Annotated in this window: 17 protein-coding genes and 1 tRNA gene; 11 read left to right on the forward strand and 7 right to left on the reverse strand. The window is 46.4% G+C overall.

Annotated features, from left to right (window positions below; translation table 11 throughout):
- Nucleotides 1–14: 14 nt before the first annotated feature.
- Nucleotides 15–953, forward strand: a complete 939-nt coding sequence (gene gluQRS / locus ICE89_RS04330; protein WP_370625323.1) for a tRNA glutamyl-Q(34) synthetase GluQRS — start codon at nt 15–17, stop codon at nt 951–953.
- A 12-nt stretch (nt 954–965) separates the two neighbouring features.
- On the opposite strand, the gene ICE89_RS04335 is transcribed toward gluQRS, so the two are convergent.
- From ICE89_RS04335 to ICE89_RS04345, 3 genes are all read right to left on the reverse strand, one after another.
- Nucleotides 966–2,432, reverse strand: a complete 1,467-nt coding sequence (locus ICE89_RS04335; protein ID WP_216264970.1) for a DEAD/DEAH box helicase — start codon at nt 2,430–2,432, stop codon at nt 966–968.
- Between the two features lie 6 nt (nt 2,433–2,438).
- Nucleotides 2,439–2,846, reverse strand: coding sequence for a heme-binding protein (locus ICE89_RS04340; protein WP_072583972.1), 408 nt, complete (start codon nt 2,844–2,846; stop codon nt 2,439–2,441).
- A gap of 144 nt (nt 2,847–2,990) precedes the next feature.
- Nucleotides 2,991–4,175 (reverse strand): alanine--glyoxylate aminotransferase family protein, encoded by a 1,185-nt coding sequence (locus ICE89_RS04345; RefSeq protein ID WP_216264971.1) that lies wholly within the window; start codon nt 4,173–4,175, stop codon nt 2,991–2,993.
- A gap of 216 nt (nt 4,176–4,391) precedes the next feature.
- Here ICE89_RS04345 and ICE89_RS04350 point away from each other — a divergent pair, with 216 nt between their 5' ends.
- Together ICE89_RS04350 and ICE89_RS04355 are read left to right on the forward strand one after the other, a co-directional pair.
- A complete protein-coding gene (locus tag ICE89_RS04350) occupies nt 4,392–5,078 on the forward strand; it encodes a GntR family transcriptional regulator (RefSeq protein WP_216262383.1) in 687 nt (228 codons plus the stop codon).
- Nucleotides 5,075–8,158: an FAD-binding and (Fe-S)-binding domain-containing protein gene (locus ICE89_RS04355; RefSeq protein WP_216264972.1), complete on the forward strand. Its 3,084-nt coding sequence runs from the start codon at nt 5,075–5,077 to the stop codon at nt 8,156–8,158. The genes ICE89_RS04350 and ICE89_RS04355 overlap by 4 nt, the downstream gene beginning before the upstream one ends.
- Nucleotides 8,159–8,190: 32 nt before the next feature.
- On the opposite strand, the gene ICE89_RS04360 is transcribed toward ICE89_RS04355, so the two are convergent.
- From ICE89_RS04360 to queG, 3 genes are read right to left on the reverse strand one after another with little or no spacing between them, the layout of a single operon-like run.
- Nucleotides 8,191–8,550: an AzlD domain-containing protein gene (locus ICE89_RS04360; RefSeq protein WP_216262387.1), complete on the reverse strand. Its 360-nt coding sequence runs from the start codon at nt 8,548–8,550 to the stop codon at nt 8,191–8,193.
- The gene (locus ICE89_RS04365; RefSeq protein ID WP_216264973.1) at nt 8,550–9,335 is read right to left on the reverse strand and encodes an AzlC family ABC transporter permease; all 786 of its coding nucleotides are present in this window, start codon (nt 9,333–9,335) and stop codon (nt 8,550–8,552) included. Before ICE89_RS04365 ends, ICE89_RS04360 begins: the two co-directional genes overlap by 1 nt.
- 27 nt (nt 9,336–9,362) lie before the next feature.
- Nucleotides 9,363–10,457, reverse strand: a complete 1,095-nt coding sequence (queG, locus tag ICE89_RS04370; protein WP_216264974.1) for a tRNA epoxyqueuosine(34) reductase QueG — start codon at nt 10,455–10,457, stop codon at nt 9,363–9,365.
- 43 nt (nt 10,458–10,500) lie between these two features.
- Between queG and tsaE the strand changes: the two genes are divergently transcribed.
- The 4 genes from tsaE (at nt 10,501) to ICE89_RS04390 (ending at nt 13,177) form a co-directional block, all read left to right on the forward strand.
- Nucleotides 10,501–11,040 (forward strand): tRNA (adenosine(37)-N6)-threonylcarbamoyltransferase complex ATPase subunit type 1 TsaE, encoded by a 540-nt coding sequence (tsaE, locus tag ICE89_RS04375; protein ID WP_216264975.1) that lies wholly within the window; start codon nt 10,501–10,503, stop codon nt 11,038–11,040.
- Between the two features lie 17 nt (nt 11,041–11,057).
- Nucleotides 11,058–12,404, forward strand: a complete 1,347-nt coding sequence (locus ICE89_RS04380) for an N-acetylmuramoyl-L-alanine amidase (RefSeq protein WP_216264976.1) — start codon at nt 11,058–11,060, stop codon at nt 12,402–12,404.
- A gap of 87 nt (nt 12,405–12,491) precedes the next feature.
- Nucleotides 12,492–12,567: transfer RNA gene (locus tag ICE89_RS04385), tRNA-Lys, on the forward strand.
- A 109-nt stretch (nt 12,568–12,676) separates the two neighbouring features.
- Nucleotides 12,677–13,177 (forward strand): hypothetical protein, encoded by a 501-nt coding sequence (locus ICE89_RS04390; RefSeq protein ID WP_215285736.1) that lies wholly within the window; start codon nt 12,677–12,679, stop codon nt 13,175–13,177.
- A 6-nt stretch (nt 13,178–13,183) separates the two neighbouring features.
- On the opposite strand, the gene ICE89_RS04395 is transcribed toward ICE89_RS04390, so the two are convergent.
- On the reverse strand, nt 13,184–13,654 hold the full coding sequence (locus ICE89_RS04395; RefSeq protein WP_216264977.1) for a hypothetical protein: 471 nt from the start codon (nt 13,652–13,654) through the stop codon (nt 13,184–13,186).
- A 366-nt stretch (nt 13,655–14,020) separates the two neighbouring features.
- On the opposite strand from ICE89_RS04395, the gene ICE89_RS04400 reads away from it, so the two are divergent.
- From ICE89_RS04400 to ICE89_RS04415, 4 genes are all read left to right on the forward strand, one after another.
- Nucleotides 14,021–14,311, forward strand: a complete 291-nt coding sequence (locus tag ICE89_RS04400; protein ID WP_216264978.1) for a hypothetical protein — start codon at nt 14,021–14,023, stop codon at nt 14,309–14,311.
- A complete protein-coding gene (locus ICE89_RS04405) occupies nt 14,289–14,618 on the forward strand; it encodes a hypothetical protein (protein WP_216264979.1) in 330 nt (109 codons plus the stop codon). Before ICE89_RS04400 ends, ICE89_RS04405 begins: the two co-directional genes overlap by 23 nt.
- Before the next feature lie 16 nt (nt 14,619–14,634).
- The gene (locus ICE89_RS04410) at nt 14,635–14,850 is read left to right on the forward strand and encodes a hypothetical protein (protein ID WP_216861943.1); all 216 of its coding nucleotides are present in this window, start codon (nt 14,635–14,637) and stop codon (nt 14,848–14,850) included.
- Between the two features lie 153 nt (nt 14,851–15,003).
- On the forward strand, nt 15,004–15,477 hold the full coding sequence (locus ICE89_RS04415; RefSeq protein WP_216264980.1) for a hypothetical protein: 474 nt from the start codon (nt 15,004–15,006) through the stop codon (nt 15,475–15,477).
- Nucleotides 15,478–15,792: the final 315 nt, after the last annotated feature.

Below are 15,792 nucleotides of genomic sequence, written 5' to 3' on the forward strand. Positions count from 1 at the left end.
AGATGATTTTAGCTGTGTCGACACCCAAAAACCCCTCATCCCCAACCGGCGGCTATCGCGGGCGATTCGCCCCCTCGCCTACTGGTCCGCTGCATGCTGGATCCCTGGTTGCCGCCCTCGGAAGTTGGCTAGATGCCCGTAAAAATGGGGGTAAATGGCTGCTTAGAATCGAAGATTTGGACACCCCGAGATGCATCCCCCAGGCAACCGAGCAAATTCAGGCTCAATTGCTCGCCTGCGGCCTTTCTTGGGATGGGGAGGTCATTTATCAATCTCAGCGCCAAGAGGCTTATCAAAGGGCTTTAGGGCGCTTAAATGGGCTTCAATGCCTGTATTCCTGCACCTGTTCAAGACAAACCATCACCAATGCCCTGGCCAAGCTCGGAATCGAGACCCCTCGCAATCAAGAGATGGTCTATCCCCGCACCTGTCGCCCTGCACACTTAATCAGCAATCCCACAGAATCTTTCGGGGAATTGCAGCGGGCTTGGCGGATTGGCCTTCCCCAAAAGTGCCATATTGAATTTAACGACTTAGCTCTGGGCTCTCAAAGCCAAAACCTCAATACAGAAGTGGGTGATTTTGTCCTACGCAGGAGTGATGGCTTATTTACTTATCAGTTAGCTGTAGTAGTTGATGATGCAGAACAAGGCATCACCCACATTGTTCGCGGTGAAGATTTACTCAGCAACACTGCAAGACAAATTTATCTGCAAGAAGTTTTGGGATACAAGCGGCCAGAATATCTTCATCTTCCACTGGTGCTCGATGAGCATGGTGAAAAACTGAGCAAGCAAACTTTAGCAACACAAATTAATACGCAAGATGAGAAGCACTCGCTGATAGAGCTACGTAAAGCAGCAACACATTTGGGATTACAGAATTTGCCGGATGGCGAGAATGTCACCATTGCAGAGTGGGTATTGGCAGCCACTCATGCATGGCGAAGTTAATTACTCAGTTAATTATTTTTTCTTAAAGCCGCCGAGTAAAGCACCAACAGCAGGTTTAGCGGGAGTAATGCCCGCCTTCTTCTCGTCTGGCTTAGCGGCATCTGCAGTAGATACAGACGCTGCACTTGGCTCGTAAGACTTATAGAAGAAAGGGTCAGACATTTTTGCTGGTGCACTTCTTGAGCTGCTAGAACCACTGGAGCTGCCATAACCACTAGATGAAGGACGACTTTGTGAAGGCTCGCCTGCTGGTAAAGGCTGTACATCCAGCTTGCGCTTCATTAACTTTTCGATATCGTCAAGCAAACGCTTTTCACTAGCGTCCACTAAGGCAATCGCGTCCCCTTTGCTGCCGGCACGACCTGTACGACCAATGCGGTGAATAAAATCTTCTGCGTTGTAAGGCAGCTCGTGATTAATCACGCACGGCATATCGGGAATATCTAAACCACGAGCAGCCACATCGGTTGCTACCAATGCTTCGATTGCACCAGACTTAAAGGCATCCAAAGTTAAAGTACGCTCACCCTGACTCTTGTCACCATGAATTGCGCCCGCTTTAATACCGTCACGCTCTAAGGCACGAGATAGTTTTGCGCAACCCAAACGGCTATTGGTAAAGATAATGCACTGACGTGATAAACCAGCACGAGTGCGTGCTTCTAGCACTTTGACAATCGCACGTTGCTTATCGGCAGAAGAAACCATGTGCACTACTTGCTTCACAGTATCAGCCGCGGCATTTTGACGAGCCACCTCAACTGTTACTGGAGTACGCAGATAACTTTGTGCCAGTTTCTTAATTTCTGGTGAGAACGTTGCAGAGAACAACAGGGTCTGCCTTTGTGCTGGAATCAAATTAATGATGCGTTGCAAGTCAGGCAAGAAGCCCATGTCGAGCATGCGATCAGCTTCATCCAAAACCAAAATCTCCACTTGAGAGAGGTTGGCAACTTTGGAGCCAATGTGATCGAGCAAGCGTCCTGGGGTGGCGATCAAGATCTCTACGCCATTACGCAGTATCGCTACTTGCTCTTTCATATCGACGCCACCATAAACAACGGCAGCCCGTAAATCTGTATGTTTGGAATAGCTTGCCGCATTCTCAGCTACTTGCACTGCCAGCTCACGGGTCGGAGTGAGAACCAATGCACGGATTGGATGACGTGCTGGCGATGCGCTGTTACTCGCGTGACGCAAAATCTTTTGAATGATCGGTAATACAAAGGCGGCCGTCTTACCAGTACCAGTTTGTGCTGCACCCATCAAATCACTACCCGCCAATACATGCGGAATGGATTGCGCTTGAATCGGAGTAGGAATGGTGTAACCCTGCTCAAGAACCGCTTTTTGAATTTTCGGATCTAAACCAAAGTCAGCAAAAGTAATTGTTGCTGGAGGAGCAGTATCAGTAGCAGCAGGGGTAGCGGTATCGCTCACCCCTGTAGAAGAATTTATTTCAGTAGCAGTATTTGTCAAGGTAACTTACAGGATGGCCGCAATGCCGGCCTTAGCGGTTTCAGCATCCTCGGTCGATTTAACGCCGGAAACGCCGACTGCGCCGATGGTAAAGCCATTTACATCGATATTGACCCCACCCTCCAACATGCCCGAAATATGTGGAGCAGATAAGAATGAGGTACGGCCGTTATTAATAATTTCTTCATAAACGCGACTCTCACGTTTACCCATTGCAGCTGTACGTGCTTTTTCTTGTGCAATGTATGCAGATACCGGAGCACAGCCATCACGACGAATCAAGCCCAACATATGACCGCCGTCATCACAAACGGCAATCGTTACTGCCCAATTATTTGCAGCTGCGTGTTTGTTTGCGGCGTCCAAAATCTTTTGAGCGTCAGCTTGAGTGAGGTAAGGTTTAGTTGCGGTCATGTTTAATCTTTCTATCTCGAATATGGTGTATTTATTTCATGCACTTCTATATAAGTACTTGAATTATAAGGGGTGTAGCCAGATTGAACCTGAGGAATCTAGCTACACCTACTCTCATTTGCCCTAAGTTGCTCTAAGTACTTCTTATTTAAGGAACTCTTGGGCTGCAACGACTCCGCTGGTCTTGGGTTTGTAACCCATAGAACCTAGACTCATCTCCACCCCACTGAGGGCGGCCATCAAGCTCAATTCATTGCAATCGCCTAAATGGCCAATGCGAAATGCCTTGCCTTTGATCTTGCCTAAACCTGTTCCCAAGGAGAGGTTGAATTTCTCCAGCGCATGTTTACGCAATACATCGGCATCCATACCCTCTGGTGTTGCAATACAAGTCAACACTGGTGAGTAGCAGTCTTTATCTTGACACTGAATTTCTAGACCCCATGCATTGACTGCTTCACGACATGCAGCAGCTAAACGCTGGTGACGCGCAAAGATCGTATCCAATCCTTCGGCCATCATCATGTCCATGGCTTCATGTAAACCGTACATCAAATTGGTGCTGGGAGTCGTTGGCCAATATCCATTTTTATTAGACTCCAAGATCTCATCCCAAGCCCAATACGCTTTTTGCATTTTGTTATTTTTACTAGCCTCAATCGCACGCGGTGATAAAGCATTAAAGCCAATCCCAGGTGGCAACATCAAGCCTTTTTGTGAGCCAGAAATAGTAACATCCGCGCCCCATTTGTCATGCTCATAATCGGCTGAACCCAAGCCAGATACACTGTCTACGAGCAATAAGGTTGGGTGCTTTAAGGAATCAATTGCTTTACGAACTGCTGCAATATTGGATGTTACGCCAGTTGAAGTTTCGTTATGCACTACGCAAACAGCTTTGATCTCATGACCAGTGTCTTTGCGCAAACGCTCTTCAATCACGGATGCATCCACACCCCAACGCCAAGAATCTTGCCCCGCTTTACCGACCACCTCAACATCTAAGCCAAGACGCTTACCAAGTGCACGCCACAAGTTTGCAAATTGTCCAGTTTCATAGAACAACACTTTGTCACCTGGATTGAGAACGTTGACTAATGCACCTTCCCAAGCGCCGGTTCCGGATGCGGAATAAATAATGACCGGTTGCTCAGTTTTAAAAATCTTTTTAATACCTTCCAATACCTTCAGACCGAATGCACCGAACTCTGGACCACGGTGGTCGATAGTTTGATAGCTAATAGCGCGAAGTACGCGTGGAGGCACAGGACTTGGGCCAGGGATATGTAAAAAATGGCGTCCTGATGCGTGATTATCAAGTTTCAACATGCTTTGTCTCACTTTTAAAGTGTTTATAGGTAGTTATTTCTGCTGTTAGTGTATGACAATTTTTGGGAAATTTCCATTTTGTATACAATTTATTTAAAATTATCCTTTGTATAAAGCCTAAATTAAGCATTTAAAGGCTGTATTTATGCTTTAAGATGGTTTATTCTTATTTTGTATACAAATTAATGAGCCAAGAGCTTAACTAAAGGTTGATCCATGACGGTAGTAGAACAGCCAAATTCACAAAATTTGCATGAAGCGACTTTCGAGAAGCTGAGATCCCTCTTGGTCGAGGGCAAGATTGCCCCTGGTAGCAAATTGAATGAACGTGAATTGGCTGAGAGCCTCAACGTCTCCCGCACTCCCATTCGGGAGGCAATTCGACGTTTGGCAGCTGAGGGCCTGGTGGAGTTAATTGCTAATCGCGGTGCCATCGCCGTACAACTCAGCCTTGCAGATGTATTGAATACCTTCGATGTCATTGCAGACCTAGAAGGTTTCTCTGGGGAATTGGCAGCCAATAATATCAGCAATGCCACCCTCTCTGAATTAGAAGCCCTCCAATATGAAATGATGGCCTCTTATGCGCGCCGTGATTTATCGAGTTATTACAAACTCAATTTACGCATTCACCATCTGATTAATCAGGCAGCAAACAATCCTGTTTTATCAAAACTCTTTACCCAAGTAAATGCGCGCATTGAAGCACTACGCTTTCGCTCCAATCAAGATGGCGTTAAGTGGGAAAAGGCTGTGGAAGAACATCAAGAAATGCTTGATGCCCTTAAGGCACGAGATAGTGTCCGCATGAGAAAAATTATGATCCAACACGTCAGAAATAAACGCGATGTCGTTGCTCAATTACTCCAATCAGAATCCCTGTCAGAAGCTGCCAAATCATGAATAAACCCTTAGATCTTAAAGAACTCATGGTTGATCAAGCGGCTTTAGCGGCACGTCTTCGCAAGGAGACTTCAGGTGAAGTGATGACTGATAGTGCGAGTCGCGGGCGCTATGCAACCGATGCCTCGATCTATCAAGCAATGCCTGTTGCAGTCTTTGTACCGAAAACTGCTCAAGATATTGCTAGCGCAATTCAGATAGCAGCAGAGATGGGCGTGCCGGTGCTACCACGTGGCGGTGGTACAAGTCAGTGCGGTCAAACTACTGGTGCAGCACTAGTTATTGACAACACCAAGTACTTCAGAAACGTTTTAGATCTCAACCTTGACAAAGGCTATGTTGAAGTTGAACCCGGCATTGTTCTGGACCATCTCAATGGCTCACTCAAGCAACATGGTCTTTGGTATCCAGTCGATGTTTCTACTGCAGGACAAGCCACGATTGGTGGTATGGCCGGTAATAACTCTTGCGGTAGCCGCTCAATTGCTTACGGCAATATGGTGCATAACGTATTGGGTATTGATGCCTGGTTAGCAGATGGCAGAATTGCCAACTTCAGCGATTACGCAAGTAGCACTGGGGCTGCTAAGCAGTTAGGTGACTTTGTTAAAAATCTAGCCACCACCCTCCAACCAGAAATCGAAGCGCACTTTCCGAAGGTATTGCGACGTGTAGCTGGCTATAACCTCGATATCTTTCATCCACAGAGTGAATTACCTTACACAAAAGATGGCAGTGTCAATCTGGCCCACCTTCTAGTTGGTAGCGAAGGTACTCTTGGGTACTTTAAGTCCCTCAAACTCAAGCTTGCGCCTTTGCCGCAACATAAAGTATTGGGTATTGTGAACTTCGCTAGTTTCTTCAAAGCAATGGATAGCGCACAACATATTGTGAAGCTTGGCCCTACCGCTGTTGAGTTGGTTGATCGCACTATGATTGATCTAGCGCGTAGCAATCCCAGCTTTAAGAAAACGATCGAGACTGCCTTAATTGATCACGCAGCGCAGACTCCAGAAGCCATCCTGTTAGTGGAGTTTTCGGGTGAGTCTCATGCGCCATTGCTTGAGAAGCTCAAAGCTCTTCAGGAACTGATGAGTGATCTGAGTTTGCCTGGATCTGTTGTGCCGATGCCTGATGCGTCTCTGCAAAAGAACTTATGGGAAGTGCGTAAAGCGGGCCTGAATATCATGATGAGTCTCAAGGGCGATGGTAAGCCGGTGAGCTTTATTGAAGACTGCGCCGTTCCACTAGAAAGTTTGGCCGAATATACCCAAGCCTTAACAGATGTGTTTACTAAATATGGCTCACGTGGCACTTGGTATGCCCATGCCTCTGTGGGCACATTGCATGTCCGGCCTATTTTGGATATGCGCAGAGATGGCGCTCAGAAGATGCGTGCGGTTGCTGAAGAAGCTTCTGCCTTGGTACGTAAGTACAAAGGGGCCTATAGCGGTGAGCATGGCGATGGCCTCTGTCGTGGCGAATGGATCTCTTGGCAGTTTGGCCCCAAGATCACTGAAGCCCTCGCAGAAATCAAATACGCTTTTGATCCCAAGGGTTTATTTAATCCCGGCAAGATCATCAATCCACCCAAGATGGATGATGCAAGCAACTTTAGATTTTCACCAAGCTATAAAGTTATTCCATTGCAACCTGCATTAGATTGGTCTGCTTGGAACGTTCAGAACGATCCCGTCACAGAGGCAACTACCGCATCTGGCACTGGCGGTGATCCCGCCATGGGCTTAGCTAAAGCAGTGGAGATGTGCAATAACAATGGCCACTGCCGCAAGTTTGACGCTGAAGTGATGTGCCCAAGCTATCGCGTAACACGTGATGAGAAACACCTCACCCGCGGCAGAGCAAACACCTTGCGTCTAGCGCTTTCGAATCAACTTGATCTAAAAAGTGGAACATCGCCCGAATCTTCTCCATTAGCAAGCGACGCCATAAAAGATGTGATGGAGCTGTGTGTGAGCTGTAAAGCCTGCCGTCGTGAGTGCCCTACTGGCGTGGATATGGCCAAGATGAAGATTGAGTTCTTATCTGCCTATAAGAAACGTGTTGGTTATTCATTACGAGATCTAGCAGTTGCCTATTTACCTAAATATGCCAACACGATTAGTGCCATTCCATTCTTGCCAGCCTTACTCAACTTACGCAATCACATTAAACCTATTGCAACACTTCAAGAGTGGGTCATGGGGATTTCTGCGCAAAGAAGCTTGCCGATTTGGAAGAGTACAACTTTCTGGAATCAGAAAGCGGCAAACACTTATCAATACAGCCCAGAAGAATTGACTAGTAATGCTGATGGCAAAGGCGTTGTTCTATTGGCAGATACCTTTAACGCCTACTTTGAAGATGAGAATCTTGAAGCAGCATTAAAAGTACTGAATGCTGCTGGCTATCGTGTTCATATTCCCCATAAGAGTCAAAGCAATACCACAAAACAAACAAGTAAAAGCGGCTGCTCTAAAGAGTTTTGCTGTGGCAGAACCTATCTAGCTGCTGGTATGGTTGATAAGGCCAAGGAAACTCTTGGTGAATTGGTTGATCACCTCGCGCCCTACTCAGATAAGAACATTCCAATTATTGGTTTAGAGCCTTCTTGTCTCTTTACCTTAAAGGATGAGTCCTTAGTAATGGGTTTTGGTGATCGTGCTGTCAGTGTTTCTAAACAAGCGCAATTGCTCGAAGAGTTTTTGGCTAGCGAAGTACGAGCAGGCAAGCTCAAATTGAATCTCAAAGCAGCTGATAAGTCAGTATTGTTTCATGGTCACTGTCATCAGAAAGCATTTGCTGCAGTGACCCCTGCAATGGAATTACTCAAACTTATTCCGAATGCAGAACCTAAGCTAATTGAATCATCTTGCTGCGGTATGGCTGGTAGCTTTGGTTATGAAGCCGAGCACATTGAAGTGTCTAAGCAAATGGCAGAAGCTAGTCTTTTACCTAGTATTCGGAAATCACCAGGCAGCTGGGTGGTAGCTGACGGCACTAGTTGTCGCCATCAAATAGCCGATGGCACCCAAAGAGAAGCTGTGCATATCGCCAGAATTTTAGCGGCGCACCTATAAGAGCAAAAAAGGATGGGACGGCGTATTTTTATTTAACGAATTACGCCGTAACCCACCATCAGCAAAGTTCCCGTCAGTAAGGCAGGAACCAATCGCTTGGTGGATTTAGAGATCATTACGCCGATAGCCAAGGAACAAATCAGCGCTCGTATCCACAAAGGTACGGTTGCCATCAGGCCAAGTGGCATCACAATCAAGCGTATAGTTAAAGCGGCAACCATCGCATAGGTCACAGCAGCCAACCAGCGGAATATCTCGCTATCTTGGTTGATACTTTGCGATAGCAGGACGCCAATTGCGCGACAGAAGTAAGTACCCAGACAGGCGCCCACTAAAGCAATCCACAAACCCCAACCCGAGAGCGCGTTAGTCATGGTGTTGATCGTACTCATCACCTAACTACTCCAGTTTTCTTGCGCAAGAACTTACGGTCAATAAAGTAAGCAATGGTTCCGGAGACTAATCCTGCGGTTAATAGGCTGGTATCGCGATCAACTATAAAGAAGATGGGGCCAAAGATGCACCCTAAGCAAATTGCAATGCGGTTAATCCAAGGCTTTACCTCAGTAAATGTCAGCAAGAAAAACAGGGGGTTAATAAAGACCAAACCTAGGGTCACAGCAGGTGGCACCATTCCTGCCAGATAAAAACCCAGAATGGTTCCCGGAATAGAGATCAACCAACACAGCAATCCTAAACCAACAAAATAACTCAGGCGATGCCTCACCTCAATCGCATGAAACTCGCGCATGGAGATAGCCCATGCCGTCATCGCCAGTAGATGAACCGAAGCATACAGACTGCGATTACGATCCTTTTGATGAAACTGCGGAAAGAGTGTCACCGTCATCGTAATGAAGCGCGTAGATGTGAGCGTAACTGCTAAAGCAATAGCTACAACAGATGAGCCGGTAATGGCCATCTCGAGCAAGACAACCTGCCCTGGTAATGCGAACATAAAGAAGGAAGTAAAGGTCGTAAACCAAACATCAAAGCCATTGGTTTTACCCATTGCTCCGAAGCCCACCATGCCAGCAAAGAGCACCATCGCAGGAGCACCTGCCGCATCCCGAATACCAGACCAAAATGCATCGCTGGGATTTTTAAAGCGCTCTGCCGCAGACTCTTCTAGCGCGATTTCGCTAGGATCAATGTAGGGCTGGTCTGCGGATGACATGACTTAATTGTAATCTTTGCAGGACTTCTAAGCCTTTAGGGCCCATTCAATATGCTCAGCTACTAGAGGATCAGCTTGGGCAAGTACCTCACTTAAAGCTGTGCGTATAGCTGACTTATCGCTATCTGCTACAGCGGAACTTGCCAGCGCATTACCCATTGCTACAGCCAGATTGCGACGCCAGCGGCTATAACCAATTCTGCGAATGGCACTGCCTTCATGGCGTTGCTCAAACTCAGCCTCAGTCCAGGACCACAGGTGTAAAAGTGATGCCCGCCCCAAACCATGACGTCTTGCAAAGTCTGGTAACTCTGTGCGTTTGGCAAATTTATTCCAAGGACAAATCAGCTGGCAATCATCGCAACCATAGACGCGATTACCCATGGCGCTTCTAAATTCAACTGGTATCGCTTCAGGATTTTCAATGGTGAGATAAGAAATACATCTGCGTGCGTCTAATTGATATGGCGCAGTAATGGCTTGAGTAGGACAAATATCAATACAGGAGGTGCAGGTACCGCAATGCTCTTCAATCTCTGGATCCAATGGAAGTGGTACATTTACCAAGATCTCACCCAAGAAAAATGTTGAGCCAGATTCTCGATTCAGTAACAGTGTGTGTTTGCCACGCCAACCTAAACCCGCCTTACGTGCCAACTCTACTTCCATCAGCGGCGCTGAATCTGTAAATACGCGATAGCCCAACTTCCCTATCCGTTCTTCAATGAGTTGGGCAAATTCTTGCAAGCGATTTCGGAGTACCTTGTGATAATCGCGCCCTCTGGCGTACATGGAGACCACTGCCTGAGTGGGATCTTCTAGCCTTTGCCACTCAGCATCGAAATCAGTTTCGGGTGGGAGGTAGTTCATGGATACACAAATGACGCGCACTGTACCGGGAACCAATAGCTCAGGATGAGAGCGTAATTCGGCATGGCGCTCCATGTACTCCATGTGGCCATGACGTCCCTCAGCCAGCCATTCCTGCAAACGTTCTGTTGCAGGCCCTAAATGGGTGTCGGTAATGCGTAAGCCATCAAGCCCCAAGGACGCAGCCTGCTCCCCAAGCCAGTCACGTAGATTGGACCCATCTAAAGGTTGAGGACTAGTAGATAAAGGCATATGGAATACAGAATGTAGCGCAATAATTGAATAAACTAGGGGAATGGCTCAAACACAGGCAACCTCGGCAATTCCGCTCACTGCAATAGAACTCTATTGTAGGCAGGAAGCCGATACCGCTTCTCTTGCCAAGCAACTGGCAGCCAGTTTTGAGCACTTTCTGATAAAGCAGCCTAGTTCACACCTAAACATCGCCTTAGAGGGTGATCTTGGCGCAGGCAAAACAACCTTTGCGAGATACCTTATACAGGCACTGGGTCATGAGGGCAAAGTAAAGAGTCCTACTTACACTTTGTGCGAACCCTATCCACTCACTTTAAAAGATCAAGCAATCACGGTTCACCACTTTGATTTGTATCGCATGCGTGACCCCCTGGAATGGCAAGAGGCGGGATTTGCAGAGCATTTTGATGTTCCGGGTATTTGCTTAATGGAGTGGCCAGAAAAAGCCGAGGGCACTTTACCTGCATTTGATATTCAGATTCTGTTATCTGTAGGCGCAGATGAGAATGAGCGCTCGATCACTATTAATGCCTTATCTATTCAAGGTAAAGCTGTAGTCGATGATATTCACATCCCTTAGTAATGACTAAATAGTGAATGAGTAATAAAAAGATCAACCTCTCTAGAAGGCGGCATCTTAAGACTTCTGCGAAGTTCTTGAGCTTTGCCCTTCTGCTTACCGAGGTGGATATTGCCTGGGGTGCCAAGATTTTAGGTGTACGCGTCTGGCCTTCCGAGGACTACACCCGCGTTACCTTGGAGTCCGATACACCACTACCGATTACCCAACAGATTCTGACAAATCCAGATCGCTTAGTGGTTGATGTGCAAGGTTTGGAGCTCAATCCCACGCTTAAAGATTTAGTGGCAAAAGTAAAGCCAAACGATCCGTATATTTCACAAGTACGTGTGGGGCAATTTCAGCCTGGAGTTGTGCGTTTGGTATTTGACTTAAAAGAACCCATCAAGCCACAGCTCTTTACGCTTGATCCCATTGGTGAGTACAACTACCGCATGGTGTTTGACCTCTACCCTACTACGCCACCAGATCCATTAATGGCTTTAGTAAAAAGTAGCGCCAAGAAAGAAAGCGCTCTTGAAAAATCCAATGAAGAAGTGGATCTGATTGCGCAGTTCGCCACCAAGAAAGAAAAAGAGCTGGCTAAAACTCCAGCAGCACCAGTTGCACAAGCCATTCCAGACCCCAAGGAATTGCCAGCGCCCGCCAAGTACAAACGCTTGATCACGATTGCAATTGATCCTGGCCATGGTGGTGAAGATCCTGGTGCGATTGGTGCTGCAGGCTCACGAGAAAAGAATGTAGTGCTTGCAATTGCCAGGAGACTCAAAGACAAGATTGAAGGCGAGGCCTATATGCGCCCTTTCTTAACTAGAGATGGCGATTACTTTGTGCCACTGCATGTCAGAGTTCAAAAAGCCAGACGAGTTGAAGCCGATTTATTTGTATCCATTCATGCAGATGCCTTCATTGAAAGAAACGCCAAGGGAGCATCCGTATTTGCACTTTCTCAAATGGGAGCTAGTAGTACTGCTGCCAGATGGATGGCGAACAAAGAAAATGCTTCTGACCTGATTGGCGGCATCAATATCAAAACACAAGATCGTCAAGTTGCTAACCTACTCCTGGATATGTCGACTACGGCCCAGATCAAAGACTCACTACAAGTGGGCAACTCGATTCTGAAGCAAATTGGAGGATTTGCACCCCTACATAAGGGGAAGGTGGAGCAAGCCAGTTTTGCGGTTTTGAAGGCTCCAGATATTCCCTCAATCCTGGTTGAGACGGCTTTTATTAGCAACCCGCAGGAAGAGGCCAGGTTGAATGATGATGGCTATCAAGATCGAATTGCAGAGGCGATTTTGAGGGGAATTAAGGACTATTTTTCTAAAAATCCACCGGTTGCCAGACGGATCAACTCCTAGGAACTTGTAAGTACAAGGGCTTAGGGGGCAGACCCCACAAACCCAGGGAAGACCTACAAACTTCTTGCTATAATTTATGGCTTAACTGGGTCGGTAGCTCAGTCGGTAGAGCAGCGGACTTTTAATCCGTTGGTCGCGAGTTCGAATCTCGCCCGACCCACCAGTTATACAAAAGCCACCTTCGGGTGGCTTTTTCTTTTAGCCACAGATTGCGGCAACTAAAGCTCACCTAAAGTAATATTTGCTTTATAGGAATTAAGCTCAAGGGACTAATGATGTCTTACAAAAACATACTCGGCGCCGGTTTACTGTTCTTAGTAGCGGGATGCCAAACCACTCCTCAACAAACATTTGCTAACCCCGGCGGAGACGTAAGTTTAGTATTTTTTCGGGAAAAGAACTTTTCTGCTAGCCTAAAAGATGCAGAAGTCTTTGTGGATGGCATTCAAGTTTGCGCCATTCCTAATGGGGGAGATTGCAGATCAAACACCACGGCCGGAAAACGTACATTGAAAATAGACGCCACATTCACGGTCGGTTATTTTTCACGTAGCTACACTTTTGAAAGTGGCAAAACCTACCGCTTTAATATTTCCGCAGATAATACACAGCTGATTGCCGGACTAGCTGGAGCCGGCATAGGCTCCTTAGTAGGCGGCGATGTAGGCGGCTTAGTAGGAGGGACTGCTGCTGAGGTTGGAGTCTATGAAGCAAATAAAAACGATACAAGCGTTAGCAATGGCGTTTTTAAAATGGAAGCTCTAGATAATTAATCTAAATTACTTCTGCACTCCTGGTTGGGGCTGCTGACTATTAGCTGGCGCTGCAGTGGCCTGAGCGGCGCTCGGATTAGCGCTCGGCATCAAGATAATGACTTGATCTACGCAATCATTGCTATCGTATGTCACTTCATAGACTCTTAAGCTACCATCATTGATAGATTCAACAGGAGTAGTAATTATCTCAGTGAGCCCCAGAGTAAAGACATCTGCTGTGCCTTCTACCAGAGCTCGCGCGGCTTTATTACCCTGGCTATAGCCCTGCGTAAATCTGTAAATTTCATACTTCTTGCCATTCTTAACACCACTCGTTACTGGAACACCAAATTCTGCGATCAGGGCATCCCTAGAAGTGCCCACTTTAAAAAGTGCCTCATTCTTTTGAGTTGGCTGATGTGCGGCCATGTAAACAGAGCAAGCATTTAATAAGAATAGGGATAAAACTAACGCAACGAACTTTGAAAATTTCATTTAGTGTCTCAATTTTATAATTTTAATTCATTGGATATTTTGTCAGTTTACCCGATAAAACAGACTCGAAATCACCAAAATGAAAGCCCCAATATTAAAACCCAAAAGGCCATAGGTCTATGCCAGTTAGGCGTCTATCTCTGTTTTCTTTGCTAGCAAGAATAAATTTTATGCCCCTTAATCTGTTGGTCTCGAGTTCGAATCTCGCCCGACCCACCAAGCATTACTAAGCCTCGCTCTGCGGGGCTTTTTCTTTTACCAATCGGCTTAATTGGCATTACCCTTTTTCTATTGAGGCCTTAGTTAGCATCTTATTTTAATATCATGCTATAATGCAATCATGCAGCATGAATACAGGAGAATGCCATGGGCGCAGTGATAGATCATCAAGTTATTAAATCCATTGGATCCAGTGGGCAGATCTCGCTTGGCAAAGAGCATGCGGGACGTCAGGTATTGGTGGAAACGCCTGAACCTGGCGTTTGGGTAATTCGTACCGCCACAGTTATCCCCGACAATGAGCGTTGGGTACATACGCCAGCCATTAAAAAGGATTTATCAGTAGCCTTGGCTTGGGCACAAAAAACCCCAGCCAAAGCAACTGACCTTTCAAAATTAAAAATGGCTAAAGCTCATGGCGCGAAACGTAAAGCCTGAGCCCTTAGTTAAACTTGATCTCAATAGCCCTATCTTCCAATCTACTTGGGAGAGCCTAGAGTCAACCGAGCAAGAGAAAGCCTTTGCCACTTTTGAGAAAATCACACAATTAACCTGGAACCAAGTTTACCGAGACAAGGGATTGAAGTGGGAAAAGATTCATAGTGCTCCTGCACTAAAGAGCATTGATGCACTCTACTCATTTCGAGTTAGCAAATCGATTCGGGGAATTGGCTTTAGAGAAGCTCATTTCCTCAGAGTGTTATTAATTGAACCAGATCATGATGCTGCATATGGAAAAAAGTAACTCACCGAAAAAATCTTTGACGATCTCGCAAAAGAGAGAATCAATCATCAAAGACATTCGTAACTCCCCAGATCCCGACATTGCAGGCTCCTACTATGCCATGCAACGCGCCGGTCAAGCGGCGATTGACCTAGCCATTCAAACGAACACCGCAATCGTCACCATGGTTGATGGGAAGATCGTTCGGATCCCAGCTTCTGAGCTCATTAAAAAGCGCCAGCCTAGCGTCTAAGTACCCTTGGTCGCGAGTTCGAATCTCGCCCGACCTACCAGCAATGCAAAAGCCATCTTCGGGTGACTTTTTCTTTGGAATCTAGATGCCTGGATTACGGCAGCTAATTTGGGGTAATGTATGCCTAATATTGCTTAATTTGGGGATGTAATAGTGCCAATCAAAAAATTACTGAGCATTGCTTTGCTCACGCTATTAGCGGGATGTCAGAGTATGGGGTATCAGGAAGGCGCTGCCCCCGTGAATCCCGGCGGAGATGTCACCCTTACCTTTAATCGCACAAGTACGGTTCTTTTTGGACTTGTGAAAAGTGCCCAAGTTTATGTGGATGGCCTTAAAGTCTGTGTCATCCCCAATGCAGGTAATTGCACCGTAAACATACCTTCAGGAAAACATATTCTTAAGGTAGACGGCACAATGTCAGGCTCTTTCGGCGTATTTTCTCAAACCTATCAATTTGACAGCGGTAAAACCTATCGATTTGTTATTTCGCCAAATAGATCTGAAATGATTTTAGAAGATCCTAGCGGCCCTGTAGGATTCATAGCTGAACCTACGTACTACGAGCTCAATAAAACCGCAAACAGCAGTGATAACGGCGAGTTCACTATGAAACCAGCTGATTAGTGCTCGGTTCTTCTTGGGTCACGAGCACGAATCTCGCTCGACTCACCAGTCATACAAAGGGATCACAGCAATGTGGTCCCTTTTCTTTTGGTTGTTTGGAATGTGTCGGTAACTTATGGTGGCAAGAAGCGATCTGTTGGACCGTTGTGAACTGGGATGGCAGACGAACAAAGAAAAAACCACCCGAATGAACTGACCCCCAAAAGTTGGACGTTATGTCCAACCAAGGGGGTTTTGTTTTATGAGCAAGTACAGCAAGCAGTTCAAGCTAAAGGTAGTTAAAGAGTTCTTAAAATTTGGCGGTCTAAAGCGGGT

This window comes from Polynucleobacter sp. AP-Kaivos-20-H2 (genome assembly GCF_018882215.1).
GTDB lineage: Bacteria > Pseudomonadota > Gammaproteobacteria > Burkholderiales > Burkholderiaceae > Polynucleobacter.